This window comes from Anabaena sp. TISTR 8404 (assembly GCF_056847745.1).
On the sequence record NZ_CP180578.1, the window covers coordinates 2,047,052 to 2,068,775 of the forward strand.

Annotated in this window: 22 protein-coding genes and 1 pseudogene; 10 read left to right on the forward strand and 13 right to left on the reverse strand. The window is 39.5% G+C overall.

Annotated elements, in window-relative coordinates; all coding sequences use genetic code 11:
* Positions 1-243 precede the first annotated feature (243 nt).
* Both ACMX3D_RS08840 and ACMX3D_RS08845 read left to right on the forward strand, forming a co-directional pair.
* Positions 244-1,269, forward strand: a complete 1,026-nt coding sequence (locus tag ACMX3D_RS08840) for a zinc-dependent alcohol dehydrogenase (RefSeq protein WP_482751051.1) — start codon at positions 244-246, stop codon at positions 1,267-1,269.
* Between the two features lie 14 nt (positions 1,270-1,283).
* The gene (locus ACMX3D_RS08845; protein ID WP_482751052.1) at positions 1,284-2,180 is read left to right on the forward strand and encodes an Rpn family recombination-promoting nuclease/putative transposase; all 897 of its coding nucleotides are present in this window, start codon (positions 1,284-1,286) and stop codon (positions 2,178-2,180) included.
* A 14-nt stretch (positions 2,181-2,194) separates the two neighbouring features.
* Here the strand turns inward: ACMX3D_RS08845 and ACMX3D_RS08850 are convergent, their stop codons facing one another.
* Together ACMX3D_RS08850 and hemH are read right to left on the reverse strand one after the other, a co-directional pair.
* Entirely contained in the window at positions 2,195-2,776 is a 582-nt protein-coding gene (locus tag ACMX3D_RS08850) for an NADPH-dependent FMN reductase (RefSeq protein ID WP_482751053.1), read from the reverse strand.
* Between the two features lie 132 nt (positions 2,777-2,908).
* Positions 2,909-4,075, reverse strand: a complete 1,167-nt coding sequence (gene hemH / locus ACMX3D_RS08855; RefSeq protein WP_482751054.1) for a ferrochelatase — start codon at positions 4,073-4,075, stop codon at positions 2,909-2,911.
* Positions 4,076-4,168: 93 nt separating this feature from the next.
* Between hemH and ACMX3D_RS08860 the strand changes: the two genes are divergently transcribed.
* Entirely contained in the window at positions 4,169-4,792 is a 624-nt protein-coding gene (locus ACMX3D_RS08860) for a class I SAM-dependent methyltransferase (protein WP_482751055.1), read from the forward strand.
* Positions 4,793-4,922: 130 nt separating this feature from the next.
* Here the strand turns inward: ACMX3D_RS08860 and coaBC are convergent, their stop codons facing one another.
* From coaBC to ACMX3D_RS08875, 3 genes are all read right to left on the reverse strand, one after another.
* Positions 4,923-6,173, reverse strand: coding sequence for a bifunctional phosphopantothenoylcysteine decarboxylase/phosphopantothenate--cysteine ligase CoaBC (coaBC, locus tag ACMX3D_RS08865; RefSeq protein ID WP_482751056.1), 1,251 nt, complete (start codon positions 6,171-6,173; stop codon positions 4,923-4,925).
* Between the two features lie 69 nt (positions 6,174-6,242).
* Positions 6,243-6,455, reverse strand: coding sequence for a protein IsiD (isiD, locus tag ACMX3D_RS08870; RefSeq protein WP_482751057.1), 213 nt, complete (start codon positions 6,453-6,455; stop codon positions 6,243-6,245).
* 153 nt (positions 6,456-6,608) lie between these two features.
* The gene (locus tag ACMX3D_RS08875; RefSeq protein ID WP_482751058.1) at positions 6,609-7,250 is read right to left on the reverse strand and encodes an alpha/beta hydrolase; all 642 of its coding nucleotides are present in this window, start codon (positions 7,248-7,250) and stop codon (positions 6,609-6,611) included.
* A gap of 185 nt (positions 7,251-7,435) precedes the next feature.
* On the opposite strand from ACMX3D_RS08875, the gene ACMX3D_RS08880 reads away from it, so the two are divergent.
* On the forward strand, positions 7,436-8,344 hold the full coding sequence (locus ACMX3D_RS08880; protein ID WP_482751059.1) for a hypothetical protein: 909 nt from the start codon (positions 7,436-7,438) through the stop codon (positions 8,342-8,344).
* 126 nt (positions 8,345-8,470) lie between these two features.
* Here ACMX3D_RS08880 and ACMX3D_RS08885 read toward each other — a convergent pair whose 3' ends face one another.
* The 4 genes and pseudogenes from ACMX3D_RS08885 to ACMX3D_RS08900 all read right to left on the reverse strand — a co-directional run bounded on the left by ACMX3D_RS08885 (position 8,471) and on the right by ACMX3D_RS08900 (position 10,192).
* Entirely contained in the window at positions 8,471-8,683 is a 213-nt protein-coding gene (locus ACMX3D_RS08885) for a hypothetical protein (RefSeq protein WP_482751060.1), read from the reverse strand.
* A 30-nt stretch (positions 8,684-8,713) separates the two neighbouring features.
* Positions 8,714-8,851, reverse strand: a pseudogene (locus ACMX3D_RS08890) (hypothetical protein); the annotation flags it as partial.
* Between the two features lie 21 nt (positions 8,852-8,872).
* On the reverse strand, positions 8,873-9,391 hold the full coding sequence (locus ACMX3D_RS08895) for a hypothetical protein (protein WP_482752308.1): 519 nt from the start codon (positions 9,389-9,391) through the stop codon (positions 8,873-8,875).
* A 183-nt stretch (positions 9,392-9,574) separates the two neighbouring features.
* A complete protein-coding gene (locus ACMX3D_RS08900; RefSeq protein ID WP_482751061.1) occupies positions 9,575-10,192 on the reverse strand; it encodes a hypothetical protein in 618 nt (205 codons plus the stop codon).
* Positions 10,193-10,734: 542 nt separating this feature from the next.
* Here ACMX3D_RS08900 and ACMX3D_RS08905 point away from each other — a divergent pair.
* On the forward strand, positions 10,735-12,213 hold the full coding sequence (locus ACMX3D_RS08905; protein ID WP_482751062.1) for a CoA-acylating methylmalonate-semialdehyde dehydrogenase: 1,479 nt from the start codon (positions 10,735-10,737) through the stop codon (positions 12,211-12,213).
* Here ACMX3D_RS08905 and ACMX3D_RS08910 read toward each other — a convergent pair.
* Positions 12,210-12,503, reverse strand: coding sequence for a DUF2087 domain-containing protein (locus tag ACMX3D_RS08910; protein ID WP_482751063.1), 294 nt, complete (start codon positions 12,501-12,503; stop codon positions 12,210-12,212). The two genes, ACMX3D_RS08905 and ACMX3D_RS08910, sit on opposite strands and share 4 nt — an antisense overlap.
* 133 nt (positions 12,504-12,636) lie before the next feature.
* Between ACMX3D_RS08910 and ACMX3D_RS08915 the strand changes: the two genes are divergently transcribed.
* Together ACMX3D_RS08915 and ACMX3D_RS08920 are read left to right on the forward strand one after the other, a co-directional pair.
* Positions 12,637-13,026 carry a hypothetical protein gene (locus tag ACMX3D_RS08915; protein ID WP_482751064.1) on the forward strand — a complete coding sequence of 130 codons (390 nt, stop codon included), beginning with the start codon at positions 12,637-12,639 and terminating at the stop codon, positions 13,024-13,026.
* A gap of 792 nt (positions 13,027-13,818) precedes the next feature.
* Entirely contained in the window at positions 13,819-16,173 is a 2,355-nt protein-coding gene (locus ACMX3D_RS08920) for a WD40 repeat domain-containing protein (protein ID WP_482751065.1), read from the forward strand.
* 26 nt (positions 16,174-16,199) lie between these two features.
* Here ACMX3D_RS08920 and ACMX3D_RS08925 read toward each other — a convergent pair whose 3' ends face one another.
* On the reverse strand, positions 16,200-16,754 hold the full coding sequence (locus ACMX3D_RS08925) for a Uma2 family endonuclease (protein WP_482751066.1): 555 nt from the start codon (positions 16,752-16,754) through the stop codon (positions 16,200-16,202).
* Positions 16,755-17,529: 775 nt separating this feature from the next.
* Here ACMX3D_RS08925 and ACMX3D_RS08930 point away from each other — a divergent pair.
* Together ACMX3D_RS08930 and ACMX3D_RS08935 are read left to right on the forward strand one after the other, a co-directional pair.
* Positions 17,530-17,895 carry a Mo-dependent nitrogenase C-terminal domain-containing protein gene (locus tag ACMX3D_RS08930; RefSeq protein WP_482751067.1) on the forward strand — a complete coding sequence of 122 codons (366 nt, stop codon included), beginning with the start codon at positions 17,530-17,532 and terminating at the stop codon, positions 17,893-17,895.
* A 22-nt stretch (positions 17,896-17,917) separates the two neighbouring features.
* Positions 17,918-18,190, forward strand: coding sequence for a cupin domain-containing protein (locus ACMX3D_RS08935; RefSeq protein ID WP_482751068.1), 273 nt, complete (start codon positions 17,918-17,920; stop codon positions 18,188-18,190).
* Between the two features lie 220 nt (positions 18,191-18,410).
* Here ACMX3D_RS08935 and psaK read toward each other — a convergent pair whose 3' ends face one another.
* Together psaK and ACMX3D_RS08945 are read right to left on the reverse strand one after the other, a co-directional pair.
* Positions 18,411-18,671, reverse strand: a complete 261-nt coding sequence (gene psaK / locus ACMX3D_RS08940; protein WP_482751069.1) for a photosystem I reaction center subunit PsaK — start codon at positions 18,669-18,671, stop codon at positions 18,411-18,413.
* Positions 18,672-18,896: 225 nt separating this feature from the next.
* On the reverse strand, positions 18,897-19,514 hold the full coding sequence (locus tag ACMX3D_RS08945) for a serine O-acetyltransferase (protein ID WP_482751070.1): 618 nt from the start codon (positions 19,512-19,514) through the stop codon (positions 18,897-18,899).
* A 418-nt stretch (positions 19,515-19,932) separates the two neighbouring features.
* Between ACMX3D_RS08945 and ACMX3D_RS08950 the strand changes: the two genes are divergently transcribed.
* Complete coding sequence (locus ACMX3D_RS08950; RefSeq protein ID WP_482751071.1) at positions 19,933-21,657, forward strand: ABC transporter ATP-binding protein; 1,725 nt, start codon at positions 19,933-19,935, stop codon at positions 21,655-21,657.
* Positions 21,658-21,724 lie beyond the last annotated feature (67 nt).

Below are 21,724 nucleotides of genomic sequence, written 5' to 3' on the forward strand. Positions count from 1 at the left end.
CAACTTTGCTGATCTGGCTGATCTTAATGTTCCCACTAGCTTGACTGTAAAAGATAAATTACTCTTTAAGTAGATAAAGATTTAATGATTTTCAGCGGCAAATTGGTATGCAAGTCTCTACCTGATAAAATCAGGTGTGGCTTTTTAATTGCCATTGTGAACTCTTTAGACTGAAACACATAAATAAGAAAATAAACATAAGTATTTTTTACTCAGCACTTTTTACAAGCCAGGTGAAAAGCTTTGTTAGCAGCGTTACTTTATGGTCGAGAAGATTTACGGTTAGAGCAGGTAGCTGACCCTACACCAGCAGCTGGTGAAGTTGTCATTCAAGTGGGAGCAGCAACAACTTGCGGTACAGATTTGAAAGTTTGGCGGCGTGGTGGTCATGCCAAGATGTTGAAACCACCTACACTATTTGGTCATGAAGCAGCTGGAATCATTGTCGCAGTGGGTGCAGGCGTAACTAATTGGCAAGTTGGCGATCGCATTGTTGCCAATAACTCTGCACCCTGCATGGAATGTTTTTTTTGTCAACGCGAAGAGTATTCTTTATGTCCTAATTTGACTTGGAATAATGGCACATTTGCCGAATACCTCAAAATTCCTGCACCCATCGTCAAGCATAATTTATTGCGCCTGCCTGATGAATTGCCCTTTGAATTGGCGGCGATGACCGAACCTTTAGCTTGTGTATTGCATGGTGTCGCCCGTTCCAACATCAAACCCAAAGATAAAGTAGTGGTCTTAGGAGATGGGGCGATTGGATTAATGTTTGTCGCCGCCCTAGCTGATACTGTTGAGGTATTGCTGTGGGGAGGAAACAACCACAGGCTAGAAATTGGTCAAAAACTCGGCGCAGCGCAGACATTTAACTATCATCAAATTCCAGATATTCCTGGTGTGGTGAAAGAACTTACCCAAGGTTGGGGTGCAGATGTGGTGATAGAAGCCACTGGTGTACCGAGTGTATGGGAAACTGCGATCGCTTGCGCTCGTCCTGGTGCAACAGTCAACTTATTTGGCGGTTGTCCACGAGATACAACAATTACCGTGAATACAGAACAATTGCACTACAGCGAACTAACATTAAAAGGCGTGTTTCACAACACACCAGAATATGTGCGATCGGCACTTTCAATGATAGCGAGTCGTAAAATTCCTTTTGAATTACTCATCAGTGAAAAGCGACATTTAAAAGACTTAGAACAAGTGTTTCATGACATGAAAGCCCGTCGAGTAATTAAAGTCGCAATGGTTTGTAGCTAGGAATTAATTCCTCAATGATTGACCATGACCGTTTATTTAAAGAACTTCTTTCTAACTTCTTCCCTGAATTTATCGAGTTATTTTTTCCTGATGTCAGTGCTTATTGGGAGCGAGACTCTATCGAGTTTTTACCACAAGAAGTATTTACAGATGTGACTGAAGGAGAGCGTAAAATACTCGATATAGTTACTAAAGTTTCGTTCAGAAATCAAAATACTTTATTCATCATCCACACAGAACATCAATCTTATTCACAAGCTAATTTTAATCAGCGAATGTTTACTTACTTCGCTCGATTGCATGAAAAATATGCTTTGCCTATATATCCTATAGTCATTTATTCTCATGACACACCACTAACACCAGAACCGAATTCATACCGTATTGATTTTCCCAACAAAAAGGTGCTGGAATTTAATTATGAAGTCGTGCAATTAAATCAATTAAGATGGCAAGATTTTTTTAATCAGCTAAATCCTGTAGCTAGTGCTTTGATGGCCAAAATGCGGATGAACATTCAAGAACGTCCAACAGTCAAGCTCATGTGTTTACAATTGCTGGCGAACTTGGAACTCAACCCAGCACAAGTACAATTAATCTCAGGGTTTATTGATACCTATCTCGAATTGAATGCTCACGAAGAAAGACTATTTCAAGAGCAACTTGCTAGTATTGAGCCACAGCAGGAGGAAAGAGTTATGCAAATCGTTACCAGTTGGATGAGACAAGGAATACAGCAAGGAGAAGCAAAGCTGATATTACGCTTACTTAACCGCCGTTTAGGTAGTGTAAATCCACAATTGCAAGAACGTATTCAAAATTTATCAACTGCGGAGTTAGAAGATTTAGGTGAAGCTTTGCTAGATTTTACAACCACTGCTGATTTAGAAGCTTGGTTTGAAAATAGATAGTTAAAATAACTTAATTAGTACGGAGTGCCTTTTTCTCTTCGTTGTCGTTGTAATGCTTCTTCGTACCACTCTAATTCATCTAAAAATTGACCAACTTTCTTAGTTAAACTTGCTTCTTTTGGAGTACCTGATTCATCTAGAGAGTCTCCGATTTTAGAGATAGCAAACATGGTTGAAATAGTCACCATTCCCATCTCCCCTAGAAAAGCGCGTAACTGTATAGCTGCGCGTACTCCACCAAAGCCACCAGCCGAATAGGAAATAATACCAGCCGGACGGAAAAAGTATTCTTCTAGATAATGATCCATTAGATTACTCAACCCTGGCTGAATAGAATGGTTATATTCTCCTGCAACAACTACAAAACCGTCGGCTGTGCGGATATGTTCTGCCAATTGTGCCATCTTTGCCGGAGCCTGACCTTGATCATACTCTTTATACATCCGGTCTAAGATGCCAAAGTCATACTCCTTCGCATCTACAAATATTACCTCATGGTTTCTTTGCTGGAGTTGATCAATTATGAATTTAGCAGCTTTAATGCCCTGGCGATCGCTTCTGTAAGAACCATAGAAAACTAATGTTTTGAAGTTCATTGTAAATAGGGAGTGGTGAGTAGAAAGTAGAAAATGGGGTATAGGGATTCAAAGGCTTTTATCACTTTGTTGTTAAATTTACTTCAAAAATACTACTTTCTAGACCCTAGCCTCTAGTCCCTAGCCCCTTTTTTATTGCAAAAGTCCAATCATGTGTAACAGACCGCGACCAGTAATTAGCTCAATAATTAAAGCTATAAAGCCTAACATAGCAATGCGACCATTCCAAACTTCCGCACTGGTAGTCATACCCCATTCCCAACTTTCTGGGGGATACATTTTCACTCTTTTTTTCATTTGGGCTGCTTGTGACAGCTTGAAGTTGGGTTGTTGCAGTGCGTCAATAACTAAATCAGCCAATGCTCTAATAAATACTGGATGAGTATTCGGCGCAGGTACGCGACGGAAGTTGTGAATTCCAGCTTCTTCAGCAATTTCTCGATACTCAATATCAATTTCTTGCAATGTCTCGATGTGTTCGGAGACAAAACTGATGGGTACAACTACTATATCTTTTACGCCTTGTGCGCCTAATTCTTTCAACGCATCTTCAGTGTACGGTTGCAGCCATTCTACAGGGCCGACACGACTTTGATAAGCCAATGTGTGCGCATTAGGACGATTGAGGGTCTGCATAATTAAGTATGTGCATTCCTCAATTTCTTGTTGATAGGGGTCGCCTGCTTCTTCAACGTAGCTTTTAGGAACACCGTGAGCGCTAAAGAAGATATGCACGTCATTGGGATTAGGAAATTGGTCTAATTCCTGAGCGATAAGTTCCGCCATCGCTTGCAGGTAGTTTGGCTGTTTATACCAGGAGGGAATGACCGTATATTCCAGACGTTGCAATTTTGGGTCTTCTTGCCAGAGTTTTTCTAACAACCGGAAGCTGGAACCACTGGTACTAATGGAAAATTGCGGATAAAGAGGCAGAATGACCAGTTTTTCGATATCATCTTGAGTCAGGAGGGCGATCGCTTCTTCTGTATAGGGATGCCAATAACGCATACCTACGTAGATGTTAGCTTCTTGTCCTAAATCACTCAACTGTTCTTTTAAAGCTTCTCCTTGTGCTTCTGTAATTCGCCGTAATGGAGAACCACCACCAATTTGCTTATAATTTTCTTGCGATGTTTTGGTGCGCCGCGACGCAATAAACCAAGCTAAGGGTCTTTGCAACCAGCGAAATGGTAGGCGAATGATTTCTGGATCAGAAAATAAATTGTACAAAAACGGCCCAACATCCTCTAACTTATCGGGGCCACCGAGATTGAGTAATAAAACGCCTACACGACCCATAGCAGTTATTTTCCCCCAACCCTTTCAGATTTTTTACTAATGTTAACAATATATCTTTATTAAATATAAAGCTTAACAGTCAGGAAAGGTGCAATGGCCACAATTTTACGCGATTTAAGTTACCGATATCAATGGTTGTATGATGCTATTTCCCGCGTAGCAGCTATCAGTGTCGGTGGTGAAACCCGTTTTCGCCAACTTGCCTTACAAGGCTTAACAATTCATTCAGATACTCAGGTATTAGATTTATGTTGCGGTAGTGGGCAATCTACACAATTTTTAGTGAAATATTCACAAAATGTAACAGGATTAGATGCCTCACCAAAATCTTTGCAACGGGCAAAACAAAATGTCCCTGAAGCCTCATATATAGAAGCCTTTGCAGAGAAAATGCCCTTTGCAGACAATTCTTTTGATGTGGTGCATACCAGTGCCGCTTTACATGAAATGCAACCTGAACAATTAAGACAAATTATTCAAGAAGTTTATCGAGTGCTAAAACCAGAAGGAGTGTTTACATTAGTCGATTTTCATGCACCGAATAATCCCATATTTTGGCCAGGTGTCTCAGTATTTTTACTATTGTTTGAAACAGAAACAGCTTGGGAGTTAATTAAAACTGATTTACCAAGTTTATTAAAGGAAATTGGCTTCAACGTAGAAAAGACACAATTGTATGCTGGTGGAAGTTTACAAGTAATTCACGCCAAAAAATAAACTCTGTTTTCAGAGAGTAGGTTACTAAACAGGTAAACTTTCTCTAACTCTTTGCGTCTCTGCGTCTTTGCGTGAGGCACAAGATTTTAATAATTAACCGCAGATGTACGCAGATGGACGCAGATAAAAATCAAGTAGAGACGCGAAATTTCGCGTCTCTACCCATTGCAAAATCAAATAGATAATGCGCCATTTCTAGCTTAGAACAATGGGCAATTTCTAATTGATGATTTTGCCCGTCTAAAAAGATGGCTTGATTATTGTTACTCCCAAAACCGCTATCAGGCTGATCGATGGGATTAGCAACAATCACATCTAATTTCTTAGTTTGCAACTTCTCCTTTGCCGGGGTGATAATATCTCCCGTCTGTGCCGCAAAGCCAATTAATAATTGATGTGGTTGTTTGAGTTGTGCTAACTGGGCAACAATATCAGGTACAGGTTCTAGAGGTAAAGCTTGGGGGAGCGATCGCTTGGGCAATTTCTCTGTACTATAATCTCTAGGCTTGACATCAGCCACAGCTGCCGACATCACAATCACATCAGCATTTGGTAAGTATTCCAGCATTACCTGTTGCATTTCATCTGCTGAGATGACAGGTATGGCTTGCACACCCAAGGGTACATCCCAACTAGCAGGGCCATGTACTAAAGTCACATTCGCACCTCTATGCAATGCGGCTTGTGCTAAAGCCAAACCCATCTTCCCCGTAGAAGGGTTGCCAATAAATCTTACTGGGTCGAGATACTCTCGCGTTCCCCCAGCACTAATTAATATGCGTTTACCGACTAAATCTCGTTTACCACCAGTATGTAACAACGATTGAATGCGGGTGACAATTTCAGATGGTTCTGCCATTCTACCAGCACCGATGCGATCGCACGCTAATAAACCTGATGCTGTACTCATCCCATGATAGCGGTTGTCTGTTAACAATTGCTGCCAATTGCGCTGTACCGTCAACTGTTCCCACATATCGGTATTCATTGCTGGCGCTAACAACACAGGACAAGTCGAAGCTAACACCGTATTCGTTAGCAAATTATCAGCCATCCCGTAGGTTAACTTAGCTAATGTATTCGCTGTTAAAGGCGCAATTACGATTAAATCTGCCCATTCTCCCAACTCAATATGCAACGGACGAGAGTGAGTTGGTTGCCAAAAATCATCATCTGTATAGGCTGGATGACGGGAGAGAGTAGCTAAAGTCAGAGGTGTGATAAATTCTTGCGCTGAACGGGTGAGAATAACTTTAACTTCCACCCCACCTTTAAACAGCGTCGAAACCACCTCACAAACCTTATAGGCGGCGATACCGCCGCCTACACAAATAAGAACCCTTTTTTTGAGATTTCCGCTTAGGGATTGAAGATTAGACATTAGACATCAGAAAAAAAGATGAAGCCTGAAATTAATTTCATACTTCATACTTTATACTTCATACTTCATCTAAGCTTCATCGTAAGGTTCTAAATCTAAGAGGTAGATATAGGGTTCCACTAATTCTGGACGCTGAAAGGCGATCGCCCGCAGTAGATGCCAATCGTTCAAACCTTCAAAAGCATTGCTATAATTATCAAGTTCCAGACGAGTAGCTAAATCTTCCACATCTGCTGCGGTCATGGCAGCTATTTCTTTCCTGGAAATGCCTAGAGTCTTCATAATGCTTGCCCCTCCCTTATGCAGCATTTGCATCCAGCTTGGGTGAAGTTGCCCTTGACGCAACCACCCAATCTATATTACTCATTAGACGGCATTTGTTTCGTAAAAATTTGCATGATTTTTACCATAATTGTAAAAAATTTGTATTTAACGCTACCTAATTGTAGTTAAAACAAAATTTCGTAACGCCTCTAACATTTGCAGATTAATTTCATGTCCCGCATCAAATTCTCGGTAATCTACTGCAAAGCCCAGAGAATGCAATGTTTCCCGTGTTTTTATAGCTGCTTGCAATGGCACAACTTCATCTTTAGTACCATGCATGACTAAAGTTGGCGGAATCTCGCTTTTATTTGTCGGCACTGCATCAGGATGTAAATAGCCACTCATCACCGTTAAACCCGCCAAGGGTAACTTTAATCCTACTTCTAAAGTCATCGCCCCACCTTGAGAAAAGCCGCACAAAATCGTCCGCGACAAAGGTACACTGGTGCTGCTTTCTAAAGATTGCAAAAAGTCGGTGAGTAATTGGCGACTTTCAGTTAAACCCTCATACATATTCTCCATTCGCAGGTCATACCATGCCTTACCAACAGAAGAATAAGGATGGGGATATGGTGCATTCGGAAAAACAAACTGGTAATTAGGTAATTGGAAATAAGGCAACAACGAGGCCACATCCTCAGCATTAGCACCCCAACCGTGCAAAGCGACAATTAAGCCAACAGGGGGTTGAGAATTAGCAGGGGGGACATTAATAAATTGTAAAGACAGAAGCTTACTCCTAAAATTCAACTCTTGTAATTTGTCTAAAAATTTTACTCTGCTTCATCTTTTAGCAGAATGGTATTGCCAAGATTCAGTTCATTAGATGTCATCCTTGATTCAAGAACTCGCTTACTATCAAGCTACTATATGATTTACACAGCATCGCAGATGACGAGCTAAAAATCCGAGGTTAACAATTTGGAGGTAAGACAGTGGTGGAACTATCACACTCACTCATCGGTGCAAGACTTAACAACCAGCAAAATAAAATTAAAATAAGCTCTACAGACTTAGCTAATACTACTCCAGCAATTTCTTTAGTATCTTTAGACTGGCAGACTGGTCATAAGGGATTGATTAGTGGGCTTCTAGCTAAAACCGTTAATGAAATTCTTCCGACAACTGTAGATAACACTAGTGCAAAAACTGATACTGCAAATTTAGCTTCTTATATTGAACCAACTGAGCGATTAACTAGTTTAACTAGCTTATCTGATAGCACATTTATGTTTGTGACTACAGTATCAACACAGAAAGGCCATCATAGTAAGTTACTACATTTTGATGGGAAATCTTCTAAATATAAAAAACTCTCAGGATTTAAAAAATCTAATTGTACCGTTGAAAATCTGTTAGCAATTAAAAATAACAAATTTATTGGTGTAGTCAGTCTAGCTGGAGGTATTCCTCCTTTTGAGATAGTAGAAATTGATATTAAAAATGGCAAAGTCACTTCTGATTCTGATTTATGTTTGCCACAACTGCCCCCAGATGTGCGGCTGAACAATCTTGCTTTAGGCCCAGATGGAAAAATTTACGCTACAACTCTCGGTATACATGGTGTGACAAGATTAGTGCAACTAGATCTAGATAACAGGTCTATGATGACTGGGAAAGGCAAGATTGTTAACTTGTCACCATTAACTTTTGACGACAAGCCTTTGCAAAATGACTTACTCAGTTTGACTTTTTCTTTGTCAGGCGAAGTGTATGCACTTGCCAACCCGCAAGGTGAAGAAACTAACTTTCTTTTTTCAGTAGATATACACACGGGAAAGATGACACTGCTATCGAAAGCGGCAGTAGATAAGATTACTTGTTCTCATAAAAAGGGCAAGTAGTAATATATCAGCAAAATATTTATTTCTTTTTCTCGGCGATCGCCACCGAAAAATTGAGAGGCGATCGCCTCTCAATTTGGTAAAATCTCAGCATAAAATACCTATGTGGCGGTTAATTCTTCTCAATTAATCCACTCTCACACGGAAACGCACAAAACCAAAATTACTGCCAGACATATAATTAAGAGTGCCAAAATTCACCACCACCACACCTGTTGGATTAGTTTGATTAGGACAAACATTATTTGCACTTAAAGGAGCTAAAGGCGAGAAAAAGCTACCATTATCGCCATCCGCAGCATTAGTTATCGGTGTAGTTGTATTAGCTAGATTTACCAAAATCCCACTAGCGGAAGCAAAGCTATTGCTGATAAACCTTGTGCCATTAGGAATTGGGTCACAAAATCTCGCATTTTGTACTGGCTGGTTGCCATCTGCTAGAAAGTAAATTGTATATTCAACCTCATCCCCGCTTTGTAAGGTAAATTGCGGAATGAGGCTGGTAATTCCAACTGGTGGAAGTTGAGATCAGCCAGGAGCATTATCATTCTGATCATTAGGATCATCAATAAAACTGCCAAAGTTGACACCGCTAAGAGGCAACCCGTTTCTAACAACATTAGTAATTCGTTTCACACCCCGCAATCTTACAATTGGAGTTGGTGTAGCAGAACCCACTGTCACTTCCTCGCCTACTGTTGCTGGGTCGTAGCTGACACTTGTTGTGCCATTTGCCGTAGTCCGGGTGGGGTCAAGATAAGTAGCGATCGCACCATTGTTATACACTCCATCAGGTACAGTCGCAGCAGCATCGGTAGTAAAGGTGATTTGCACATTCCCACCACCGGGAATATTGAACCTACCAAAATTCAGAGTAGTTGCACCAGAAGTTGGGTTAGTTATACTGGTGCGTGTTGCTCCACCATTCAAAGTCACAGTCGGAGTAACAGAGCCATCAAAACTAAAACCGCTAGGCAAAGGGTCAGTTATATCAATATTAGTAGCAGTAGCTCGATTAGCAGCATTGGCAACAGTAATCGTATAAATTGCCTATTTGATTTGAAGAAATCAAGGATTGTGGAGAATCTTCCTCTTTGCCTTTCGTCTGATTGTCTTCTGTTGTCTCTATGGAAGTGAACAACTCCACCTGATCTGAAGTTATTAATTTGTCAGGTTGGCTTGGTCTTGGTGGTGAAAAAACAGCTTCCACATCATCTTCTACAGGTGCAATTAACTCTGGTAAATTGGGAGACTCAACTTTTTGTTGAGTTTGCGAATTTTGAGCAAATGGCTGGCTGTATTACTTCTGATATTTCCAGCTGTGGCTACTGCTAAATTTTTGCCTGTTCCGCGTACAGCATCCGGTGTGACTGTGACGGCATAGACTACATTCATAGTCCCTTGTGCAGAGATGCTGCCAGCATAGTTGATAGTTACTGTGCGGTTATCACCTTGGCTACTAGATACAGTTATCGGTGTAGTGACGTTGTTACTGGCGAGGGATGCTTGCAGCGATCGCGTCTCAAAATTCAATCCGAGGGTGAGAGTGTCGGTAAGGGTAATATTGCTGGCTGGAGAGTTACCAGTATTGCGGATAGCCAGCCGATAAATGACTGTATCTCCTGGTTCGACGGCGATGCGATCGGCAGTTTTGATAATCTCTAAAGCAGTTGTGCCTTTAGTAAAGAACACAGTATTAGAAGTAAAAGGCTGAATATTGTCACCTCCAAACACTGCTTTATTAGTAGTTTCATTAGCAATAACTGCTGCAACTCCAACTGAAAAAATTCCAGGAAGAAATAGAAGCAGAAGAAGATAAATCTGCTTCCAGTCTTTTATTAACTTCATAACTATGCCGAAAAACCTATCTTTTGTTCAAAATAGAAAATTTTTATCAATGAAAATGAGGAGATTTATTATTGAAAATATTTAACCATGATTATTCAAAACGCCGAATATTAGCAGTAAAGCTGGATATTATGCTTTTCGTTTCAACATTGTTGATATCCTGAAATTTTTGTACTCAATACACCAATTTTATATTTTTGTTTTAATTAAATTTTAAGGAATATCTCGTTTGGTAACAGGTAAATTTCTCCGCTTAACAGTTATTAAACGTTCTCGTATCCCTTTTAGATTAGCCAAGTTTGCGATTCGCAGACAATTTTTCTATCATCTCTAGACTTATTAACATCATGAGTCTCTCAATGATCCAAAGGCGGAAAAAATGTTGGCAGACTTTATTAAATTTGACCGACAGACTACATGGATCGGTTCAGCAATCATTATCATTGCAATTACTTGCTTATTTGTTATTGGGGTAGTTTTCACATCATAATTGAGTCAATGCACCCGCGCAGGCTTAGGATATCTAGTTACTGCAAATCCTCATGAATGCTATCCCCACCTTACCCAACTACATCGATGGCCAGTGGTTAACATCTAGCGCGACAGAATACTTAGATGTAATTAACCCGGCAACTGCCGAAATACTAGCCAGTGTACCTTTGTCACCAGCATCGGAAGTAAATCAAGCAGCAGAAGCAGCAGCGGTGGCTTTTGTCGGTTGGCGACGCACTCCAGCTACAGAACGAGTGCAGTATTTATTTAAACTGAAGAATTTGCTGGAAGAACATTTTGAAAATTTAGCGCGGACTATTACTGAAGAATGCGGCAAAACTTTAGCAGAATCTAAAGGTGAAATGCGTCGCGCGATTGAAAATGTGGAAGTAGCCTGTGGTATCCCGATGATGATGCAGGGAACAAACTTGGAGGATATTGCTAGAGGTATTGATGAAATCATGATTCGCCAACCTTTGGGAGTGGCGGCGGTGATTTGTCCGTTTAATTTTCCGGGGATGATCCCTTTTTGGTTTTTACCTTATGCGATCGCCGCTGGCAATACCTACATTGTCAAGCCTTCGGAAAAAGTACCGCTGACAATGCAAAAAATCTTGCAATTAATTGAAAAAACTGGCATACCTCCAGGAGTGGTTAACTTAGTCAACGGTGCAAAGGAAGCTGTAGATGCAATTTTAGAACACCCCAAAATTCGAGCGATTAGTTTTGTTGGTTCTACACCTGTCGCTAAGTATATCTACAGTCGCGGTGCAGCCAATGGTAAACGAATGCAATGTCAAGGTGGCGCGAAAAATCCGATTATTGTCTTACCAGATGCAGATATCAACATGACTACCCGCATCGCGGCTGATAGTGCTTTTGGTTGTGCAGGACAACGTTGTTTAGCCGCTTCAATTGCTGTCACCGTCGGGGAAGCACGACACACATTTACCGAAGCCATCGCCGCAACAGCAAAAAAGCGAATAGTAGGTAATGGTTTAGAACAAGGTGTAGAGATGGGGCCAGTAATTACCACCCAAAGTAAAACACGAATTGAACAATTAATTCAACAAGGCGTTGAGGAAGGCGCAAATTTGTTAATTGATGGAAGAAATCCTCAAATTACTGGGTATGAAAGAGGTAATTTTATCCGTCCGACAATTTTGCAAAACGTCAACCCTACGGGTGAAATTGCTTGCACAGAAATTTTTGGCCCTGTTTTGAGCTTAATTCATTTAGATAGTATTGATCAGGCGATCGCTTTAGTAAATAGCGGTCAATATGGTAATATGGCTTGTCTATTTACTAGCAGTGGTGCAGCCGCACGTAAATTCCGCTACGAAGCAGAAGCCGGGAACATCGGTGTTAACATTGGTGTTGCTGCACCAATGGCATTTTTCCCTTTTAGTGGGTGGAAAGAAAGCTTTTTCGGAGATTTGCACGGACAAGGAAATCATGCAGTTGAGTTTTTTACCCAAACTAAAGTGATTGTAGAACGCTGGCCTCATGATTGGTCGCGTCAGTTCTAAGTTACATTTTCTGCTTGCTGATTACACCAGTAAGCAGAACCATCCAGTTCTCTGTTAATTAGTCGCCTTTCAAACATTTCTCTTCGCAATAGCGCAGGATCGCCAAAGGTGTGATGAGCATTTAAAATTGCATTTACTTCTTTTTCAGTATAAATTACCCCAAATTCAAACTTGGTTGCTAAATATTCCAACACCAGCCTTTGAAACTTGGCTTTATTCCGTTTTGAAGGCCATTCTTTTATACGTCCTTGTTCATCTAGATAACTTTGAAGCTCAACGAAGTAGTTCATCTTTTTCAGTTAGCTAGATGTGCAATTGGTCATGGGTATGCAATGCTTTTGTCTAATAACTTCACCAAGGCACTTAGTCTGGGCAAACGCGTCACTATTAATCATGCTTGGTGATTAATATTAGGAGGAAAGTATGAAAAAAGCAATTATTGCTAAAACCTTGATTACATCAGTTACTTGTTTAACTTTGATTTCTCCTAGCCAAGCCTCTGCTCAACTCATACCACAGCCTTGGGTTTCAGTTGGTAGTAACGAAGGAGACATTACCTATGCAGTGGGAGCTAGAGCTTTAAATTTGGGTGTGGAAGTGGGGAATGGCCCTGACGGTGCTACCGGAGTAGATGTGTTAAAGTTTATAAGTTTACCAGTTATTTCTCCTTATGTAGGGGTGGGATTATATTCTCAAGATAAAGGTGTGGCTGTTTCTGGTGGTGTTCAGGTAGGGGCGACGAAAAACGTTTTCGTAGGAGCCGGTTATAATTCTGTACGAGGTTTTAATGGGCAACTAGGAATTAGATTTTGATTGTGTTGGGTAAGCATGGGCATTTTCTAGTAAAACCCTCAATAAAACCGGAATATAGTAGAAAATGCTCACGCCACAGATACCTAAAATTTTTGATAGCAATTCAATTTGATGTGGATAAGTTATATCATATACGACTGCTCAGTTATGATTTGCTGCATCTATACAGCAACCGCAAAACCTCTCCCCTAAACCCTTGCAGCCTTAATGATTAGTCTTTCACCAAACACGATATTATTTGTGTTGGGAGGAAAGAGGGAATGAGGAAGTTGTACTGAATCTTTGCAATAACCAAACAGGAATCCTATATCAATAATTTAGATATACTATAATCTGCCGCTTGATGATTACAAAAAATTAGCTGTAAAATCCGGCTATATGTTTTATTAAGCTGTTTTTTTATTATTTAAGTCTTATTTATTTGTTTGACCTGAATATATCTTTTGATTATAGCAGCTTGCTTTAATTATGTATGCTTTTTGCTTGGAAACCAGCAATTAGTTTACTTAGGTTTCCTAATATTTTAAAATATAATTAGGGCTGCGATCGCCAGAGAAAATTCCCCTTCAATTCTACTATGATGCTCGGCAATTGGTTATAGTGCGGCTAACATAGCTTAATCATCATTGGCAGTAGACATTCAATTTATGGGCAATATGATCCCAGTAAGTAGTACTATGACTTATAGTGATTATTTTCAGTGATGAATCGCAGCAGTACCTAATAATAAACTGCCGCATACACGTATTTCATCTCCACAGTTAATGTTATTTATCTAACAGGCTTCCCTTTATGGAACAAGGGTTAAGGTTACTTATCCAACTTGTACTAGAGTTTGCACCTGTAGTTGTCAATCTAGTACAAAAAAGAACAGCAGAAGGTCTGACGACAACAAACTACCAATTGCCGCAATTTGTCGAAGAGGTGATTGAATTTGTTAATATTACAACTAATAGCAAAAATTCCGAAGATGGATTTCAAAAAGAAAAACTTCTGCAACAGCAATTAGCAGTTTATCAACGAGAAACACAAATACAAATAGCACAACAACAGCGAGATACCTCGCTTCAGCTACCAGAAGTTAATAAAGTTTTGGATAGCTGGCCTTTAAGATTGTATCCTTCGCAAATTTTAGAGACTCGCAATAGTCAGAGAAATACTCCATTAAAAATTTTTCTCGCTCCTCCACAAATTAAATTTGACCAATTTGACTGTAATCCTGAAGAAATTTCCGAAATAGAAAGAATTTTGGCTGAAGGATTGCGGGAATTTATTAATGTCAATTATTCTCTGCATAACCCTGTCAGACCAACTGAATTTTTAGCAGGCGCTTGGGATAGTAAACGTTTTCATAGCGAATCTAGTATTAAGGCTTTATTTAGTCTGTTAAAAACAGAGCCGATTTTAATTTTAGAATCAGACCATGATGGAGATTATTTAAATTTTCGGATTGCTTACTGGGGTTTAGGTCAAGAAAATTATTTTTATAAAACAATTTCTCGTCTCCCATACAAAGAGATTATTCAAGAATTTGCTAAAGCGCGGGCTTTAGAGTGGAAAAAAATTAGAGATGAACTAATTGCTTTCGGAGAAGACTTAGAAGAAATCAATCACTTAGGTGGTGATAATGTCCAGAATTTGGCAACTTTAGAAAAGGCAGAAAAATGGCAAGCCAAAGGTATTGATATTAGTAAACTGTCGTTAAAATACCAGATCAATCAGCAGGATATTGCTAAGTTTTGCCAAGTATTAATTACCTGTCATTGTCTAGTTGCAGCTTGGGTAGCGGATGCTTATCACCTAGTGCATCATGATGTACCACCGTTGTTACCAGAGTTGTTACCTGGTTTGCTGAAAGATAGGCTAGATTTACCAACGGTACAGTCAATGTCTGAGGATAACATACTCCAGGTGTATGCTACAGGGTATCAACAAGTTTATCAAGCTCTGGAAAAAGAGCGCAGATATTGGGTTCCAGAGTTAGCTTTACAATTAGCGCAGAGTTTATCACATTTGCCCGATCGCTCTTGGGCAAACGAACAAGTAGATTATTCTATCAACACATGGTTAGAATTGCGTAAAGTTACAACTCAGGAATTTACTAACTCCTTAGAGGCAATGCAATCTGCCATCAAAATAGAAGATGAAGAATATATCTACAAATTAAAAGAATATTTTACGGCTGTGGGCGATCGCCAAAGTGTGGCATCCACAGAAAAAATATTACAGGCGATCGCTATACTCAAGCAAAAACGCAACTTAGAATCTCCCGAACTTATCCACACCTTAACTGGTCATTCTGGTAAAGTTGCATCTGTAGCAATTAGTCCGGATGGGGAGACTTTAGTTAGTGGCTGTGCAGACCAAACAATTAATATCTGGAATTTGCCAACCGGAAAACAAATCAGAACTCTCTCAGGTAATTTAGGTGAAGTTTCATCGGTAGCCATTAGTCCCGATGGAAATTTTTTGGCTGTTGGGAGTTGTCAACATCCGAAAAGTAATGTCACAGTTTGGCATTTAAAAACTGGTCAGTTAATCCACACTTTATTAGGACATCAAAAACCAGTCAATGTTGTTGATATTAGTCCTGATGGGCAAATTCTCGCTAGTGGTAGTAATAAAATTAAAATTTGGAATTTACACAAAGGCGATCGCATTTGTACACTATGGCATTCCTCATCTGTTCATGCCATAGCCATCAGCCCTGATGGTAGCATTCTCGCTAGTGGTAGTTCCGATAGCAAAATCCGGCTGTGGAACCCGCACACAGGTGATCCTCTACGTACACTCACAGGTCATACAGGCGAGGTACAATCAATTTCCATTAGTTCTGATGGACAACTGTTATTTAGCGGTAGTGCGGATACAACTATTAAAATTTGGCATTTGATTACAGGTAAACTTTTACAGACTCTCAATGGTCACTCAGATGCAGTCAAATCAATTGCCCTGAGTCCTAATGGACAACTATTATTTAGTGGTAGTGGCGATCGCACAATTAACATTTGGCGTATTTCTACCAATGAAATTCTCTACACCCTCACTGGACATACAGGAACAGTAAATTCTCTCGCCCTCAGTCCTGATGGTAAATTTCTTGTGAGTGGTAGTTCTGATAAAACAATCAAAATTTGGCAAGTATAGCAAAGTGCTGCGTATCAACCCCTCTACTACAGAGTTAACCAGCTAAAAACCTCCTCAACCGTTAAAGTTAAATCAATATTGCTAAGAATCGGGAGTTGGTCTGTACCTTTGAGCATTTCAACTCGTTGATTGGGGAAGATAGTTAAAATGTTGGCTTCCTCTGGAAAAATTAACCAACCCAGTTCTGTGCCATTTTGAGAACAATGTATTAGCTTCAGTAGAACTGTGGCTGAACTGTGGTCTGGAGAGAGGATTTCTATTGCCCAGTCGGGATGCGTTTCAAAACGGTTAGCAATTCTACCGGATGGTTCACGGGGAATGCGTTCCCAGCGAAACACAGAAATATCGGGAACTATAGTAGCACTCCCAAAAACACAACGCAGTTCAGGGAAAGCGAGGGCAATTTTTGAAGTTTCAGCCACTTGATTAACAGTGGCGACAAGTTTACCTTGAAGGCGGCTATGTTCTCCTTGGGGCATAGGTTTTTGACTAATTTTTCCGTTGATATATTCCGAGGCGGGTTGAGTTTCGGGGAGTTGCAGGAATTCTGCTAAAGTGATGGGCTTTACTACTGTAGTCATTGTTTTTTTGACTCAATTCTCTTAAATCTATTTTGGCTATAACTGCATCTGATATTTAGACAGTAAAGTATTTTTTAGTTTCAGATGCACCAAACTCAAGCAGTAAATTTGAATGTTGTGTGAAGATAGCGTGAAGATTTTTCTTTTTTGTGTGTTGGCGTTTATTTAAGTAGCGATCGCCTACTCTTACTATTTCATAATTCACTACTTCGATAGATTTAATTTGCGTCCCTGATGTTCTGTTTGGTTACTTACATAACATTATTAGTTTATGCTTATGAAACGCTTTTGCGTAACTAATTAAATAATATCTGGGGCTACTTATGTAGCGTACATGACAATTTATTTGATACTCAATATCCTAAAATCATTGAGCCTTGAGAGTTAATTCCTCGGAAGTCTAGCTGAAGTCAGAATTTAACTGCGCTTTTGCTTGTAAAGTTCAATCTCTAGATACTGTATAGTTTCCGAACGTATGATCTAAATTGAGTATATGAAATAGCTATTTCCTCTATCAGCAATCAATAAGTTAAAAAAATCCCACTTTTATCTTTTCTTTGTTATTTTGTAGTTAACGGGACAGTTCTCCACCATACGGTGAGTTTAAATATCAATTAAGTCAACGTTTCCCCGCATTTTGTAAAGCAAATAAGCATTTTGTGCTTACAGTAGTTTATGTCTGCAAGCGCAACATAAACTACTGGAATCAATTGCGAGGTTAGACTTAAATCTGCAACCCGCTAGTGTATCAACCTGAAAAAAAGTACTAACGATTATGCACAAAACAACTAATTTATCTATTATTCTGCCTGCTTTCATTCAACATGAAACTTTAGGCCAAATTGCAAAATTAGCTAAGAAAAACTCCTTAGCTCAATCTCGATATGATATTCTGCAACCATTACGTCAATGGCTTGACGAACTCGAAATTCAAAATCGTAAAGTAGCACGCTTTATTGCGAAATTGATCCCAGCCCAGTGTCCTTTCGAGCGTGATATTGTTTTGTTTGGTCGCAAAATTGCCCACATTCCCCCCATGTGCAAGCTGAATCCCCTTTACGAGCAATTTGTCGGCTTGCGTTTTCGCGCTTTGTGTTATTTAGTAGATCAGTGTGGCGAAGATATCCAGTCGTACTGTTAAACCCAAACTAACAACACAAAACATGAAAATTAAAATTGAGCATCAACCCAGTCAAGAATATCTCAAAAATTTGGGTGTGTTCAAATGGGCAATTTGGGAAAAGAAAGTCTCCAAGTTTCCCTGGACTTACGATACTGAAGAAACTTGCTACTTTTTGGCAGGTGATGTCATTGTTACGCCAAATGGCGGACAACCAGTGCAAATGGGTAAAGGAGATTTGGTGACTTTTCCTGCTGGTATGTCCTGCACATGGGAAATTATCAGCGACGTAAAAAAGCATTATTACTTTTCTTAATACGCATACCTCATTCTGACTTACAGCATAGTTCTGAGTTGAAAGTGCTGAGTATACACGTTTTAGGCTCAAAGCTTTGAGCAATTAGCAATGTCCGAATTTACGCTTCGACTGCTATATGTGGCTACAATCATACATAAAAGAGCCAGAAATATAAATTTCTAGCTCAAATCGTTGAGACAAAACAGTATTAAATTGAAAGCAAACTGAGGTACAAAACTTAGAATCTACCTAGGTTGTGCAACCCTAAGATGATACCCACGCCTAAAATGTGACCAAAGGCTGTAGTTGCTAGTAGTGCTGGTAAACCAAAGCCACCAAAGAATTTTGCTGAGGGTAAAGCTGGCTCGGAATTTTGATACTTAATGCTAGATTTGCCAAAGGTAATAGCGAAGATGTTGGCAAGAATCATGATGATGCCAACTGTAGGACTCCATTGTAGAGGTGTTGTGGCTGCTGCGAGTAAGGTTGAAGTCAACACTAGATTTACTCCTGAAATTTGTGAATGATTGAAAATATCATCGGGAAATCTAGGAATATAATTCAAGAAAAATCCTAATTTTGCAGCAATATTTAACAGTTATTCTAAATCCTTAATATAAACAATTATCTGGCTGTTAATACTGAATGATATGTAAATGGTAATCAGGAATACCTGAACTATATGATTAAGTAAGTATAGGGTGTGGATTTGAGGAATTATAATTTATAATTTCTCTTCAACCTTGATTCCATTTCTTTTAATAATGGCAGCAGGAATTCCTACAACAACACAATCACTAGGAACATCTTTGACCACAACTGAATTTGCACCAATTGTGACATTATCGCCTACCTGAATATTACCTAGTACTTTAGCTCCCGCAGTAATCCGAACATTGTTCCCAATTTTAGGACGACCTGATTTATCTTTATATCCAATTGTTACTTGTTGGTTTACCCAACATTGCTCACCCATATCTGCCATAATAATAGTGCTAAATCCATGCTGGATAAATAAACCAGCACCAATGTTACAAGAGGAATCTAAGAACAAAGAAGGACATTCTGGATAAATCAACTTGAGTAAATACATAGAAATCCGTCCGCTTAAATTACCTTTAAATAAACGGTAGTAGTATAAGTTTCTAAATTCTTTTGTCTTGTGCAGTAAAACCAGCAATTGAATCCACAAACTTTGTTCTGATACACCTAAAACTTCACTCCATCGTTTAACATCGGCAGTAATAATTTCTTGCTCTGTTGTAAATATGAATGGTATTAATAGCGGCGAAAACCAGAAAATTACTAATACAAAAAAAGCTTGTCTAAGAAAAAAACTCATTGTAAATCTCAAATAATTATAAGTAGATTATTAGAAATATTTATCGTTAGGCTCAGGCAGGATAGAAGAAGATTTTACTGCATTTTTTTATTAGGTCTACTTAGAACAAAAACTGCTAGATGCAATGTATCCGATAAAACTTATAATGGCAATATTTTTGGAAGTAACAGACGACTGAAGTTGCAGTTAATCTTGCACACACGGTAACGGCAAAGGCGAACGTGGGTTTCAAACCCTTGATTTTGATTTGCGTTATTGATGCGCCGTAGGATACGTTTGTGTTTAAATCCTTACGGGGTGGGTAAATTACCCATACTATGAAGATAGGTTAGTCAGCAATTTTAAAATTAGGTGCATTGAAACTGCACAAAAGCTGATAGCGTCAAACAATGTAAAATCATATTCTGGAAGTTACGGTTTGAAAACTCGTTCTAATTACTGGCAACTATTGCCATATATCAAACCCCAATGGGCAAATATTACGAAGGGATTTGTCGGCATTCTCGGATATGTGCTGGCTACACTAACGTTAATTAATCTTGCGGGTAAATTAGCAGCGCCTTTTGGGCAAGGTAATGTATTAGCGATCGCTCAACTAGCGGGTATTTGTGCTTTAGTATTTTTGATACGCGGCTTTTTTCAGTCGGTGCAAGATATTTACATGGCCAAGGTGGCTTTAAGAGTTGCTTATTATCTCCGCAAGCAAGTATACGGTCACCTGCAAAAATTAGATTTGAGCTATTTTGAAAAAGCCAAAACAGGTGACTTAGCTTATCGCCTGACAGAAGACGTAGATCGGGTTGGTGAAGTTGTCAATAAAGTACTGCATGACTTTGTTCCCTGTGTGTTGCAATTAATCGCTATACCCATATATATGATTTACTTGAATTGGCAACTCACACTCGCCACAATTGTGATTGCACCGTTAATGGGTGTGTTAATTGGGTGGTTTGGGGAACGGCTACGGAAGTATTCTCTGAAAAGCCAAAATCGCGTGTCGGGGCTATCAGCTATTTTGACGGAAGTTTTCAGCGGAATTCGTCTTGTACAAGCATTTGCAGCCGAAAATTATGAAATTGCTCGCTTTGGTTATGAAGCAGAACGTTCTTTAAAAGCCAAGTATTCCGCAGAACGTCTTAAAGCCATCCAAATCCCCATAGTTGGTTTTTTAGAAGCTTTAAGCGCTTTATCGTTATTAATGGTGGGTACGTGGCAAATTTATCAACGCAATTTAACTGTTGGGGATTTTTTCAGTTATCTAGCCGCCGCTGCATTATTAATTGACCCGATAGGACACACTACTAATAATTATAATGAGTTTAAGCAAGCTGAAGCATCTTTAGACCGAGTGTTTGAATTGATGGCAATTCAACCTAGGGTAATAGAAAAGCCAATTGCGATCGCCCTACCGCCAGTTAAAGGTAAAGTAGAATATCGCCATATTTCCTTTGCTTACCAACCTGGAGAACCTGTACTCCAAAATATTAGTTTACTAGCATTACCAGGAGAAGCGATCGCTTTAGTTGGTGCTTCCGGCGCAGGGAAGACGACGTTTGTCAATCTTCTCCCCCGCTTTTATGACCCGGAATCTGGGCAAGTTTTGATTGATGATATTGATATTCGGGATGTCACATTACATAGTTTGCGGCGACAAATTGGCATTGTTCCTCAAGAAACGGTGATATTTTCGGGAACCATCGCTCAAAACATTGCCTTTGGACAAGATAATTTTGATATGGATGCAGTGATGACAGCTGCGAAAATTGCTAATGCCCATCAATTTATTACCCAGTTACCAGAAGGTTATCAAACTTGGGTAGGTGAGCGTGGTGTAAATTTATCGGGTGGACAAAGACAGAGAATAGCGATCGCCCGTGCTGTGCTACTGAATCCGCAAATATTAATATTAGATGAGGCGACATCTGCATTAGATTCCGAATCGGAAGCTTTGGTACAGGAAGCACTAGAAAGACTGATGCAGAATCGGACAGTGTTTATTATTGCTCATCGTTTAAGTACAGTAAGAAGGTGCGATCGGATTCTAGTTTTAGAAAAAGGGCAAATTGTCGAATCAGGTACTCATGAAGAGTTATTAAGGCTGGAAGGTCGTTATGCTAGATTTTATGCCCAGCAATTTAGTTAATGGTCAAAAGTCAATGGTCAATTGTCAATGGTTTTAAACTATTGACTATGTATGGATTTGAGCGTTT